Source organism: Prosthecobacter sp., from assembly GCF_044236155.1.
Lineage (GTDB): Bacteria > Verrucomicrobiota > Verrucomicrobiia > Verrucomicrobiales > Verrucomicrobiaceae > Prosthecobacter.
This window is the reverse complement of the sequence record NZ_JBIIHA010000009.1, coordinates 190,858-203,764: the sequence shown is the minus strand read 5'-3', so window position 1 is coordinate 203,764 and position 12,907 is coordinate 190,858. Positions and strand designations below refer to the sequence as shown.

The window sequence follows — 12,907 nt, the reverse complement described above, 5'->3', positions numbered from 1 at the left end:
AAGCTCGGTCGCGACGACCGCCTGCAAGTCTGGAGCAAACCCACGCAGCGCCCCGCTGGCAGTCCGTGGAAGAAGCGCGCCTGGAACAAGCTGCCCGCGCAGCTCGAAGTGCGGGTGGTGCGCGTGAGGATCGAGCGCAAAGGCTTCCGCACCCGCTGCCTGTGGATCGCCACCACCTGCACGGATGCCGTGCGCTACCCGGCCGACAAGCTCGCCGAGCTGTATTACCGGCGCTGGAGCATCGAGCTGTTTTACCGCGACATCAAAACCACCATGCACATGGAGGTCATGCGCACCAAAACACCGGCCATGATCCACAAGGAACTGCTCATGCACGCCATCGCCTACAATGCCCTGCGCGCCCTAATCTTGGAGAGCGCCACCGTGCATCAGCAGGAACTGGGGCGCATCAGCTTCAAAGGCGCTGCGGATCTGCTGCGGCAATGGCTTCCCCAGGCCGCCGCCTGTCATGAGCAGCCGCGCAAGCTGGCGCGATGGCATGAGGAGCTGCTTGAAGCCATCGCCAGCGTGCAGAACCCGCTACGACCGGGACGGCAAGAGCCCAGGGCTAAAAAACGACGCCCCAAGTCCTACCAACTGCTCACCAAACCGCGCCGCCAGTTCAAGGAAATCCCCCACCGCGAGCGCTACCGAGCCGCCGCTTAAATGAGTGCCATTCGGGACAGACACTTTATTCAAGATACTTTAAGGGGAGCGCCGAACGCCTAAAAACTGGCTTTGTGCGCAATAGTGCGGGTGTTCTACCAAACCCCGCCAAAAGCTCGTCATCAATCATTTCCAGCCGTTTTGAGGCATCCAGCGCCGTCACCCTCGTCACTTACTGCCTCCAAAGCCGCTTCGTGCTGCACTAGCTGCACTCTAATGCGTGCCAGCGACAGCCACACGGAAACGCTCTTCGGCATGACGGCCGCGAGACTCGCATGAGTTGACACCAAATCCAGAGACCACAAACTTGCAGCAACATATTCGTAGTGCTACAAGCCAAGTTATCAATGTCGCTAGATATGAAATGGCTGTCGCTGATTTTCGCCCTCTTTCCTGCTGCCTGCTTCTCAGCGGATGCCTCCATGGCTGTTAAGAACAAAGCAGGTAAAGAGCAATGGTGGCTGGAACTGTGGAAGAACGGAACACACTACAATTCTCCTATAATCAAGGTTTCTTTACCTCCTGATCCTACCGACCCTAGCGGTGTTCGGATACCGATTTTGTACGAAGTGCCAATCCGATCTGACTCTTACAAGAGCACGATTATCACCGCGCTAACTCGACTCGAAGAAATGGCTCGGAACGCCAAAATTCAGAAATTGACCTCGCCCATTACTAAGCGAGTAGAGGCTAAAAAGCTGAGCGAATCTTTTGTGTTCAGAATCAACGAAAACGGATCCCATTTGATGACAGTAAATGACAATGTGGTCTCTTCCGAGATGATTGCTGCTCTGAAACTGCTGATCTCGTCAATAGACCGTTACGCAGCAGAATTGGAGAAGATGTCGAAGATTTAACTGCTACTTAGGTCCCACTGTGGATAGCACAAGCCTAGGAAGTGAGTGCGCTAATGTGGCGGAGGAAATGACGGCTGGCGAATTATCCACGCCAGTAGTCCCGCAGCTTGCGGCGAATATTGGCGACGATTGAGAGCTTGTCCTTTGCGGATGATTTGCCAAGGCGCTCCAAGACTTCCTTGGCTAGCTTGCGCAAACCGACGTGGAATGGCTTTGTTGCTGGGCCATAGCGGGCCGCGAGTGTTTTGGAAGCCTCGGAACCCCAATCCGTCGCCTTCATGGCTTCAGGACGGTGCAAGACTTCTGCTTCTTTGCTGAACAGGGGTGGTACGGCGTTCAAGTCTTGCAGGCGCACAAGCGCAGCCCTTGCTTTGCTGTAAGTTCCGCTGCTTCTGTTTGGGCAGATGCTCAAGAGCGTACCCAGCGGCAGGATGGTGTGAGTAGAGTTCTTTTGCGCTTCGCTCACCATCTCCACAACGCTTTCGATGTCGGAGATGCTGAAAAAGTCGGGAATCTCGGGCAGCAACCAGCGATCCGTGGCTCGTAAACCCATTGTTGTCCAGAACTGGATTTCAGAACCGGGAAAGTCGATCAAAGCGATGTCGAATTCATCGGAAAGCGTCGCGAGCGAGTCTTTGAGAACGTCGAGAAAGTTACAGCGCGTTGCGCGATCATAGCCGTTGATTTCCTCGATGAATTCGCGCCAATCTTCCCGATTGGTGGCTAATACTGACAGCGACCCCAGAGGATCGGAACCTTTGCGCGGCTTTCCTCCTGACTCGCGATGCAGCAGGCACCCAAGTGCTTGCTCTTTGAGCACTCCCCCCTTCCGTGCACGATTCAAAAGGGGAATAACAGAGCACCCCTCTTTGAAAGCCTTTTCAATCGTTGCCTCGGGAATCAACGCCTTGGACGTGCTTCCCTGCGGATCAAGATCAACGACAAGAACGCGCTGTTCATGAAGCGAGGAAAAAAAGTCCGCCAGAAATACTGTTAGGGCGCTTTTTCCGACGCCCCCCCTTCATGTGGAAAATGCCGATTGAGATCATGCGCCAAATGAGTGAGGAGATGAATTGAGCTAAGTGTTAATTCGTTTCCACGACACAGCGGAAGCCATAATATGCCCGGCGATGAGTCGGGGGAAGCGCCCCTCTAAAACCTGAAAGCATGTCGTCGGCTTCATATCCATACCATGATCCGCCACGCGAGACGCGCCGTTCTTTCGCATCGTCGAACCAATCTGCGCACCACTCCCAGACGTTTCCACCCAGATCGTAAATGCCCAAGTTGTTGGCTTGAAACTTCATCGCAGGTGCAGTTGTGGCAAAACCGTCGGAATATCCTTTGATGAAGAAGTGTGTTGGAAATTTAGCATTGAAGGCGGTATCGGCATAATTTCCGAACCCGTTCGGTGGTATTTGCATCGCGCCCCATGGGAAAACCTTTGCGGCAGACATGTGCTTTGCGACTGGCGTTCCCGTTTTCGATTCGTTGCCCGCTATTCCGATTGCGGCGCTCCATTCAGCATCCGTGGGAAGGCGATGCTTGCGGCCATCTTTCTTGGTTAACCAATCACAAAATTCCGCCGCTTCATCCCATGTAACCATCGTCACAGGCTCGTTTTCGTCAGTGCTAAACGACACGCCTTCAAAGGACACATTTTTCCAGTTTGGACTGACATCCGTCACTGCGTTTGCATAGCTGGCGAAGTCGCTTCTGCGGGTCTCATGGATGCACATAAGAATGCTTGTTCCTGGAACTGGAACGAATTTCATGCCAAGGCTGTTGGTGTAAGCGCCAGCCTTGATTATGGGTAATGCTGCTGAGGCTGTGGGAGGCGTGTCCGTTCCCGCCGCCAAACTCTCCCGCATCTGCTTCACCAAAAGTGCTCCCTCCACTTTCTGCGCGGTGGTCAATTCGTCCTGAATCTGTGTGAGTCCTTTGTCATAACGCTGCTTAGCGTCGGCGAGGCTAGTTTTCTTGGCAGAATCCAGCTTTCCAAGCTCCAGCTTGTAAGTCGCGTAGATGTGTTTGAGAAGCTCAGGCGGAGTATCGCTGGAATCGGTGAGCATCCCGCCAGCGTTGGTTCTTTCGATGTCTGCCTTGATGCGGACGAGGGCGTCGAGGTCTTTTCGCTGGGCGGCCTCAGCGCTGGCCCGTTGCAAGGCTGGCTTCACTTTTTCATTCAGTGCCTTCAAGCCGTCATCAAAAGGCTTTGTCACATTCTGAAGCACATAAGACTCATATCCGGCCTTCAGCGAATCCAGACGTTTTTGAGCTTCCGGCGGCATGACGGAATCATCTCCCCGAACCGCCCACGACAAGAACAGCGCGGCGAATAATAAAACGGTTGAGGTGAAGGGCGCGGGAGTTCTCATATGAATTGAAACAAACGCAGAATGAGTGCCGGTCAATCCACAATGGATTGTGGAACCGGCTGCCCAGATCGCTCGCATCTTTTTCCAAGAGCTCGCATAAAGGGACGGTTAAAGTGTCCGTCGCTCTATCACGATGCATCATAATAGGTTACGGGCCGGGCGGAGGCGGGGTAGGAGGCTGCGGATCCTCCGGCGATGACGGATTCTCCAGGAGGTGCTGCATCATGTAGAGGCTCAGTTTTTCGGGCTGGCGGGGGAACATTTCGGCGAGCTTGAGGAGACAGAGGAAGAGCATCAGTTGCAGGTTCTCACGGGCGAGCTTTTTGCCCTCCTGGGTGGTGGTCTTGCCGCCGGTGGAGCTTTCACTGGCAGCGTAGATCGTGGCCCAGTTGTTTTTGAGGTTCGTGGCCTGGGTGACGGTGGCCGGGGCCAGGGAGGCGGCGTGCGTGGTGGCGGCCGTGTGCAGGGTGAGGAGGTGTACCTCCACCTGGTCGTCGCGGCAGGTGTTGAAGATGTTGCGGCCGTTTGGCAGAGCCTCCAGCAGCACGGGAGAGTCCGCACCAAAGGCGGCGATGAAGCCGGCCTCGATGCGCTTCACCTCCGTGGGGATGATGTCCGTGCGGAAGTTGTCCTTGGCCATCTTCGCGGCTTTACGGATGCCGAGCTTTCCCTGGTCCTGGGTGACGCAGTCCTCCACCACGCCTAGGGAGCTGGTGATGGCGGTGATGTGGGAGGTCAGCTCGCCACCGGCATTGTTGGCGATGAGCCGCTGGAGGCAATCGGTGGTGAATGCGACGAGTTCCGGCATGCTGATGTTCGGATCGTCGAAGGGGTTTTCGAGGAAGGTCGAGAGCGTTCTCATGGAGGTGGGGTGTGCGTCAGGTGAGTCAAAGCGCACGCCCGAGTCGAAAAAAGCGAAGCCCCAGCGTGCCATGGTGTTGGTCAGTTTAGGATTTTCTTAACGTCCGGGGCCTTTTACAGGAAACAGCTTGCTTGCGTCGATCCTTTTGTGGGCTAGGGAATGGGGATTATTTATGGATGACTACGGAAATCCACCCTATTTTCGGCCATTGCCGGTAATTTGGCTCCCCGCGGCTCCATTTTTCCAGACAGGCCGGGGAGATGTCTCGGAAGTCGTTCAAACGGCGTGAGCGACCGGGGAGATGCCTCGGAAGCCGTTCAAACGGCGTGAGCGACCAGGGAGATGCCTCGGAAGTCGTTCAAGCGGTGTGAGCGGCCGGGGAGACGCCTTGGAAGTTATTCAAACGGCGTGAGCGACCGGGGAGATGTCTCGGAAGTCGTTCAAACGGTATGAGCGACCGGGGAGATGTCTCGGAGGCCACTTCAAAAGGCAAGTCATCAGGAAGGTCGGCAGCGGTGGAGCCTCAAGCCGTAATGATTTCGTCTTCAAACGTAAAGCGATCCAGACTCAGCTTGGCCTTGGCTACGAGCCAAGGCGCATGGTGGCGGGCTCGAAGTTGAAGGACCGTACTCAGGAGGGACTCGCTGCAGTGGTAGCCGACCGTGACTTTCAGGATGCTTGCAGCTGGAATGGGCAGAAAGGCTTTCATCTTCTTATCCAGCAAGCGAAGCTCGCCTTTCTGTTCGGGTTCCTTCTCTTGGCCCATGGAATAACAGTTTTGAGCTGGAAGAATCCAACGGTATTCTGACTCAGGTTTCCAGTCTTCGCCTTTGTGCGTGACGATGTCCCTGAATCGTTTTGGCTTCTCCTCCGTCTCTAGCGACTTATCCAAGGGGTCAAAGCGCACTTCGGAGTCGTAATGGACGCGGAGAATCCATCCACGGTGTTCGGCCAGAGTCTTTCCGAAATCCAATTGGATCATCAATCCTTGATGCTTGTCCCCATAATGATCCCACATTCGAACATTGTGCTCTTTGCTCGTCATGCAGAAGATGAAGGAGTTTCGGCCATAGTCCCGGACTTGATTCTTGGCTTTGGAGGTTCGTTCATCGTCACGTGAATGAGGACTCAACTCGAGCCTTGGCAAAAACTCAAACGGGTCATTAAGATCGGCCGGATTACTGAACATGAGAGTGAGGTTCTCCAATGTTTTGATCCCACCTTCTTTACCCAAATACTTGAAAAGGAGGTTTGGAATGGGTTCTGCCATATCGCGTCGATTTGAGGTTGTTGATTTGAGAAGGTCTCGTGCCGATTGAGCCGACTTGGACTCTACGCCCTTCGCTCTTAGCCCTTCGCTTCTGGCTCCATGCCATCTGCGCCTTGCTCCATGCTGCTTCGTTTCAGCATGATGCCCAGCAGGGCGATGTCCGCCGGGGTGACGCCCTGAAGTCGGGCGGCTTGGCCGAGGGTAGTCGGTTTGGCGGCGGTGAGGCGGTGGCGGGCTTCGGTTTTGAGGGCGGTGAGGGCGGCGTAGTCAAAGTCGGCGGGGATGATTTTTTCCTCCATCCGGGCGGTGCGGGCGACCATGTCCTCCTGCCGGGTGATGTAGCCGGCGTATTTGATGTCGTTTTCGACAAGGCTCATGATCTCGGGGCTGAATCGGCCAAAGAGGTCGCTGGGGAGCTTGTCGGGGGTGTTTTCGGGCCGGCGGAGCCATTTTTCGGCGGAGAGGCCGTCGAGACGGGTCTCGTTGAGAAGGGTCTTGGCGGCCTGGATGGCGTCGAGCTTGGCCTGGGTGTGCTTTTGGCGGAAATCGGAGACGAGCCCGATCTGGGCGGCGAGGGGGGTCAAACGGAGGTCGCAATTGTCCTGGCGGAGGAGGAGACGGTATTCGGCACGGGAGGTGAAGAGGCGGTAGGGCTCGGTGGTGCCTTTCGTGACGAGGTCGTCGATCATGACAGCGAGGTAGGCCTGGCTGCGCTGGAGGAGGAAGGGGGTGCGGCCCTGGACCTTGAGGGCGGCATTGGCCCCGGCGATGAGGCCCTGGCCGGCGGCTTCTTCATACCCGGAGGTGCCATTGATCTGCCCGGCGAAGTAGAGGCCGGAGACGCGTTTGGTCTCCAAGGTGGGGTGGAGCTGGGTGGGGGGGCAGTAGTCGTATTCGACGGCGTAGCCGGGGCGGATGATCTCGGCGTTTTCGAGGCCGGGGATGGACCGGATGAATTCATACTGAACCTCGAAGGGCAGGGAGGTGGAGACGCCGTTGACGTAGAATTCCCGGGTGTGGCGGCCCTCGGGTTCCAGGAAGATCTGGTGACGCTCCTTCTCGGCAAAGCGGACGACTTTGTCCTCCACGGAGGGGCAGTAGCGGGGTCCCACGCCCTCGATTTTGCCCGAATACATGGCCGATTTGTGGATGTTTGCCCGGATGATGTCGTGCGTCTGGGGGGTCGTGTATGTGATCCAGCAGGGAATTTGTTCCACGTGGAACGTTACAGGCTGCCACCGATTCAGGGTGAACTGGTTTGGTCCCGTGGGGGGGAGGGGGGAGGATGAGTTAGAAGTTAGGGGTGATGGGTTAAGGGAGCTCTTAACGCCTAACTCCTCACCATTAACCTCTTCCGCTTCATCCTCGGGAAGGACGCCGGAGAGGTAGCTGAAGCGCGGGGCGGGCTCGTCGCCGGGCTGGAGGTCGCACTTGGAGAAGTCGATGCTGCGGCTGTTAAGGCGGCAGGGGGTGCCGGTTTTGAAGCGCTGGACGTCGAAGCCGAGCTGGCGGAGGCTGTCAGATAGGGTGGAGATGCTGTCGCCCATACGACCGCCGGCCTGGTTTTGCTGGCCGACATGGAGCAGGCCGCGCATGAAGGTGCCGGAGGAGATGACGACCGCTTTGGCCCGGTAGATCATGCCGAGGGAGGTGCGCACGCCGGTGACGGCATCGTTTTCGACGAGGATCTCGGCGGCGTTGCCCTGGTGGAGGTCGAGGTTGGGCTGGTTCTCGATGAGCCACTTCATGCGGAACTGGTAGGCCTTCTTGTCGCACTGGGCGCGGGGGGCCTGGACGCTGGGGCCCTTGCGGGCGTTCAAAAGGCGGAACTGGATGCCGGTGGCGTCGGTGTTCCGGCCCATGACGCCTCCGAGGGCGTCGATCTCCCGGACGACATGCCCTTTGGCCAGACCGCCGATGGCGGGGTTGCACGACATCTGCGAGATGGTGTCGAGGTTCTGGGTGAGAATGGCGGTGCGGCAGCCGAGACGTGCGGCGGCCATGGCGGCCTCGACCCCGGCGTGACCGGCTCCGCAAACGATGACGTCGTAGTGCTTCGGGAAGGTGTACAGAGACATGGAGACAGGGAGAAGAAGGGACTGGGAGACGGGGCGGCGGATCGTCCTCGTCCTCCTACTCGAACTCGTCCTCGATTCAATGCGCAGTGAGGGGTGAGACGTCGGAGGTCGGGCCGGGAAGGGGAGGATAGCACCGATGCGGCGATTGTTCCATGTGGAACGTGGGGGTGGAAAATGACGAAACCAGAATGCCGAATGTCGAAATGCGAAGCCCGCACGCAGTGAAGCGGTGATTCGGGCATCAGGTTTCATTCGGCATTCTGAATTCGTCATTCCCGCCTCACTGCGGGCCCCTCATCGCGCTTGCCTTTGGCACCCTTCCCGCTAGTATCGCGCTCCCCTCATGGCCAAGACGAAAGCATCCTCCGCCTCCCTCGCCGCACACGCTTCGGCTCCGATCAATCAGAAGCTGACGGCGGCTGACAAAGTGAACCTTTACCGCCAGATGGTGCGCATCCGTCGCTTTGAGCAGGTGTCGCTCCAGCACTACCAAGCGGGTCGCATGGGCGGCTTCCTCCACCTTTACATCGGCCAGGAATCGGTTGCCGTCGGCACCGTTTCTGTGATGGGCCCGAACGATCACGTCATCACCGCTTACCGCGATCACGGCCACGCTTTGGCGGTCGGCATGGGCATGAACGAGTGCATGGCCGAGCTCTTCGGCAAGGCCAGCGGTTGCTCCCGCGGCAAGGGCGGCTCGATGCACTACTTCGCGCCGGAGAAGAACTATTGGGGCGGTCACGGCATCGTCGCCGGCCAGACCCCGCTCGGCCTCGGCCTCGCCTACGGTTTGAAATACCGCGGCATCAAGGGCGCGGCCCTGTGCTTCCTTGGTGACGGCGCGGTGAACCAGGGTGCCTTCCATGAGTCGCTCAATCTCGCCGAGCTCTGGGATCTGCCGGTCATTTATGTGATCGAAAACAACGGCTACTCGATGGGCACCAGCCAGAAGCGCTCCTCCGCTTATGTGGACTACCTCGCCAAGCGTGCCGAAGGCTACGGTATGGCCTGGGAGCAGTTCAACGGCGAGGACGTCTATGAAGTGCGTGCCGGCGTGGGCAAAGCCATCGAGCGTGCGCACAACGAATCGAAGCCGAGCATCCTCGAAATCGCCACCTACCGCTGGGAAGGCCATTCCGTGGCCGACGCGAACAAGTTCAAATACCGTACCAAGGAAGAGGTCGAGAAGTTCCAAAACGACCACGACCCCATCCAGGTGTGGAAGCGGAACCTGATCAACGAAGGCGTCGCCACCGAGGACGACCTGAAGAAGATCGACAAAGAGGCGCAGAAAGAAGCCGAGGAGTCGGCTGAGTTCGCCAAATCCAGCCCCTACCCGGAGCCGGAGACCATCTTCGAAGACGTCTATTGGGAAGTGGACAACAAGACCGAGGCCGGACAGACCGGACGCCACTTCTTCAACGATTGATTGCGACCGAATCGGCTCTAATCATCTCATTTTGAGTCTTTTGGAGCTATTTCGGCTGTGGAGGTCGAAGTGTCCGCCGTGGCAGACAAGATGACCGCGTGCTTGTCGTAGGTGGCCTTCGTGCCGGTGAGTTGAGTGACGTAATTCAGCGCCTCGGACAGCGGGATGTTGCTCAGCGCGAGAGTCAACTTCCGCTGGCCGACCTCCTCGCCTTTGATGATCACATTCGGCACCACCTTGCCGCCGCTCGCGTTTTTGGAAAGCGTGCGCAGTCCTTCGATCGCCTCGGTGAGCGAGACCTCACTCATCTCGACCTTCGGCAAGATCACAGCCGCGTATTGATTCTTCAGCGTGTTCTCCGCCGGTTTGTGGTTCGCGCGAATGTAGGCCAGCATGCGGAGCGTGTCCGGATGCTTGGGATTCGCCGCCGCCACTCGTGCGAGAAGCTGCTGTGCCTTGTCAAAGTCACCTTGGTAAAACGCCGCGCGTCCTTGCTGATACACCGCGTTCAGATCCTCCGCATGAACGGGAGCCGCGAACAAAACAAAGGCCGCAAAAAATGCGGCCGTGGAAACAGAAACCTTCATCCCCATCAAATGTGTTTTCATAGGTTGGTTTGGATTTGCGGTGATTTCATCAAATCGCACGCGCCATGTCAAGACCGCTCCCGCAGCGAGGCTTGATGCCACGCGCATCCTGCTCCATCGGTGAATCATGCCGCCGCCCAAGAAAATCACTGCCAGCCAGGTGAATGTGCTCATCGGCAGCGATGAAGCGCGTGTGAAGGAAGCCGCGCTCATGCTCGTGCGCAGCCTCACGCCGCCGGACGCGGGCGACTTTGGCAACGACATCATCGACGGCACGGCTGACAATGCTGAGCACGCTGGAAACATCTGCTCGAACGTGTGCATGGCGCTGCAAACGCTGCCATTCTTCGGCGGCACGAAGGTGGTGTGGCTGAAGAATGCGAACTTCCTCGGCGATTCCGGCCCCGGACGCGGGCAGGACGCCGTGAACGGATTCGAGCGCATCCTCGATGTCGTCGAAGGCGGACTCGGCAGCGATGTGCGCTTCGTCATCAGCGCCACGACGATCGACAAACGCCGCAGTTCCTACAAGCGCATCTCGAAGATCGCCAACATCGAGGTCTTCGACAAACCCGATACCTCTCGTGCCGGCTGGGAGGTCGCCGTGCTGGCTGACGCTTCCCGCAAAGTGAAAGCAATGGGCATCACCTTTGAAAGCGGCGCGCTCGAGCTCCTCGTGCAGATGGCCGGCGACGACACACGGCAGATGGAAAACGAGCTCGAAAAGATCGACCTCTATCTTGGCGAACGCCGCCGTGCCGGATTGAAGACAGTGCAAGGCCTCGTCTCCATGAGCCGCGCCGGAGTGTTGTGGGATCTCGGCAATGCCATCGGCAAACGCGACCTTCCTCGCGCCCTCGAACTGCTCGGCACGCTCATGTATCAGGGACAAAACGCCATCGGCCTGCTGCTTGCGGCGATTGTCCCGCGTGTGCGCAGCCTGCTGCTCATCAAAGATCTCGGTTCCCGCTACAAACTGAACAAATTCAACTACCAAGGCTTCTGCACCTCGCTCGAAGGCCTGACCTCCACCGCGACCGGTCATCTGCCGCGCAAAAAAGACGGCACCGGCTTCAATGCCTATCCGCTGTTCCTCGCACTGCCGGAAACCGGTAACTTCACCCTCGAAGAACTCCACGCCGCCTACAAGGCCTGCCTCGCCGCGAACGTGAAGCTCGTCACCTCCTCGCTTGATCCCAAGCTTGTGCTCGAACGTCTTCTCGTGGGCATGCTGGCGCGTCCTTCACGCTGATCTCCATGACGACTTCCACCATCCTCACCTGTCTCGCCATTGGCATCGTCAGCGGCGTCATTGCCGCTTTGTGCGGCGTCGGTGGTGGCGTGGTGATGGTGCCTGCGTTCGTGTTTTTGTTGAAGCTGCCGCAAAAAACCGCCGTGGCCACCTCGCTCGCGATCATCATCCCCACCGCGTTGATGGCCACCACGCAGAACGCCCGCTCTGGATTTGTGGATTGGAAGATCGCCATCGTCACCGCCATCTCCGCGTCGCTCTTCGCCTACTTCGGCGCCGGCTGGCTCAAAACCATGAGCAACGAAACGCTCACGCGCATCTTCGGCGTTATCCTCGTCGTCTTCGGCCTCCGCATGCTCCTGCAAGGGAAGGCGTGACGTGCTCACCACACGAGCACGTCGAGCAAAAACGCCCCCACCATCCCCAGCGCCACGATCAGGCGCAGCACCAAACCGACTCCGGTGCCGAGCAACGAGCCCCAAGCTGACTTCGCCGCCGGTTGCAGGCGTTTCTTCTCGAAGATCAGCTCAAACGCCACGCCGCCGATGAGCGGACCCAGGATCAAACCCACCGGCACGAAGAACATCCCCACGATCCCGCCGATGAACACGCCCGCGATGCCCCAGCGGCTCGCACCGAACCAGCGCGCGCCCATCGCCCCGCTCACAAAGTCGATCACATACGACAGCACGATCCCCAGGCACAGCGCCACAAAACCCCAGACACTCATTCCAGCCTCCGGCCTCAGCACGGTGTGGATGATTCCTGCGGCGAAAATGAGAAGCGGCCCCGGCAGAAACGGCACCACCGATCCGATCAGGCCCACGATCAGCAGGCAGATCGTCAGCGACCAGACGCCGAGCACATCCCAGGGCATCGAGGTGAAAAAATGCGCGGTCGCATTCCACGCGTTGGTGAGCCATTCAGTCATCGCACCACCTGGTTTTCGATTCCACCGGCTCACGTCGGCTTTGCGGCCAGTACAGCCCCGCACGCGGCCAGCCGAGATAAATCAACCCCACGCAACGATCTTCCGCGCCGATTTGCAGCCAGTCCGAAAATTCGCGCGTCCCCAAAATCGGCGGCGATGACCAGTAGCAGCCCAAACCGGCCGCCGTGGCCGAAAGCTGGAGATTTTGCAGCGCGCAGGCCACCGCCTCGATCTCCTCGACTTCAGGAATCTTCGCGCCGCCACGTCGCTCCATCACGCAGGCGATCACCACCGGCGCGAGCAACGGGTTCTCCCCCATCTTCTTCATCTTGTCCTCGCGGAACTCGTTCGCGGGCGTTGTCGCCTGATAAACACGCTGCATCGTCTCTGCGAGCCGTCCACGCGCTGGGCCTTGATGCACGATGAACTTCCACGGCTCCGTCAGTCCATGATTCGGCGCCCAGGTCGCATCTTCGAGTATCGTCGTCAGCAGCGCTCGCTCCACCACGCGTGACGCATCCATGTCCACCGGCTTGATCGAGCGCCGGTGGCGGATCAAGGCGCTGATTTGTTCATGTGTGGCAATGGTTGTCATGC

12 protein-coding genes and 1 pseudogene are annotated in these 12,907 nt (G+C 58.4%); 5 read left to right on the top strand and 8 right to left on the bottom strand.

The window, feature by feature from the left end; genetic code table 11:
- Positions 1-666 (top strand): transposase (locus ACILSE_RS10595; RefSeq protein ID WP_395717361.1); only part of this gene is annotated, 666 nt, incomplete at its 5' end.
- 359 nt (positions 667-1,025) lie between these two features.
- The gene (locus ACILSE_RS10590; protein ID WP_395717360.1) at positions 1,026-1,523 is read left to right on the top strand and encodes a hypothetical protein; all 498 of its coding nucleotides are present in this window, start codon (positions 1,026-1,028) and stop codon (positions 1,521-1,523) included.
- Between the two features lie 82 nt (positions 1,524-1,605).
- Here ACILSE_RS10590 and ACILSE_RS10585 read toward each other — a convergent pair.
- The 5 genes and pseudogenes from ACILSE_RS10585 to ACILSE_RS10565 all read right to left on the bottom strand — a co-directional run.
- Positions 1,606-2,532, bottom strand: a pseudogene (locus tag ACILSE_RS10585) (ParA family protein); the annotation flags it as partial.
- A gap of 76 nt (positions 2,533-2,608) precedes the next feature.
- Positions 2,609-3,901, bottom strand: coding sequence for a formylglycine-generating enzyme family protein (locus ACILSE_RS10580; RefSeq protein ID WP_395717359.1), 1,293 nt, complete (start codon positions 3,899-3,901; stop codon positions 2,609-2,611).
- A 148-nt stretch (positions 3,902-4,049) separates the two neighbouring features.
- On the bottom strand, positions 4,050-4,763 hold the full coding sequence (locus tag ACILSE_RS10575; RefSeq protein WP_395717358.1) for a hypothetical protein: 714 nt from the start codon (positions 4,761-4,763) through the stop codon (positions 4,050-4,052).
- Positions 4,764-5,286: 523 nt separating this feature from the next.
- Complete coding sequence (locus ACILSE_RS10570; protein ID WP_395717357.1) at positions 5,287-6,033, bottom strand: DUF2971 domain-containing protein; 747 nt, start codon at positions 6,031-6,033, stop codon at positions 5,287-5,289.
- Between the two features lie 77 nt (positions 6,034-6,110).
- Complete coding sequence (locus ACILSE_RS10565) at positions 6,111-8,111, bottom strand: tRNA uridine-5-carboxymethylaminomethyl modification enzyme MnmG/GidA (RefSeq protein WP_395717356.1); 2,001 nt, start codon at positions 8,109-8,111, stop codon at positions 6,111-6,113.
- Positions 8,112-8,454: 343 nt separating this feature from the next.
- Here ACILSE_RS10565 and pdhA point away from each other — a divergent pair, with 343 nt between their 5' ends.
- Positions 8,455-9,540, top strand: coding sequence for a pyruvate dehydrogenase (acetyl-transferring) E1 component subunit alpha (gene pdhA, locus ACILSE_RS10560; RefSeq protein WP_395717355.1), 1,086 nt, complete (start codon positions 8,455-8,457; stop codon positions 9,538-9,540).
- 26 nt (positions 9,541-9,566) lie between these two features.
- Here pdhA and ACILSE_RS10555 read toward each other — a convergent pair whose 3' ends face one another.
- On the bottom strand, positions 9,567-10,148 hold the full coding sequence (locus ACILSE_RS10555) for a tetratricopeptide repeat protein (RefSeq protein ID WP_395717354.1): 582 nt from the start codon (positions 10,146-10,148) through the stop codon (positions 9,567-9,569).
- 106 nt (positions 10,149-10,254) lie between these two features.
- Here ACILSE_RS10555 and holA point away from each other — a divergent pair, with 106 nt between their 5' ends.
- Positions 10,255-11,379, top strand: coding sequence for a DNA polymerase III subunit delta (gene holA, locus ACILSE_RS10550; RefSeq protein WP_395717353.1), 1,125 nt, complete (start codon positions 10,255-10,257; stop codon positions 11,377-11,379).
- A gap of 5 nt (positions 11,380-11,384) precedes the next feature.
- Positions 11,385-11,756, top strand: a complete 372-nt coding sequence (locus tag ACILSE_RS10545; RefSeq protein WP_395717352.1) for a sulfite exporter TauE/SafE family protein — start codon at positions 11,385-11,387, stop codon at positions 11,754-11,756.
- Positions 11,757-11,761: 5 nt separating this feature from the next.
- On the opposite strand, the gene ACILSE_RS10540 is transcribed toward ACILSE_RS10545, so the two are convergent.
- Entirely contained in the window at positions 11,762-12,310 is a 549-nt protein-coding gene (locus tag ACILSE_RS10540) for a DUF456 domain-containing protein (RefSeq protein ID WP_395717351.1), read from the bottom strand.
- A complete protein-coding gene (locus ACILSE_RS10535; protein WP_395717350.1) occupies positions 12,303-12,905 on the bottom strand; it encodes a nitroreductase in 603 nt (200 codons plus the stop codon). Before ACILSE_RS10535 ends, ACILSE_RS10540 begins: the two co-directional genes overlap by 8 nt.
- Positions 12,906-12,907: the final 2 nt, after the last annotated feature.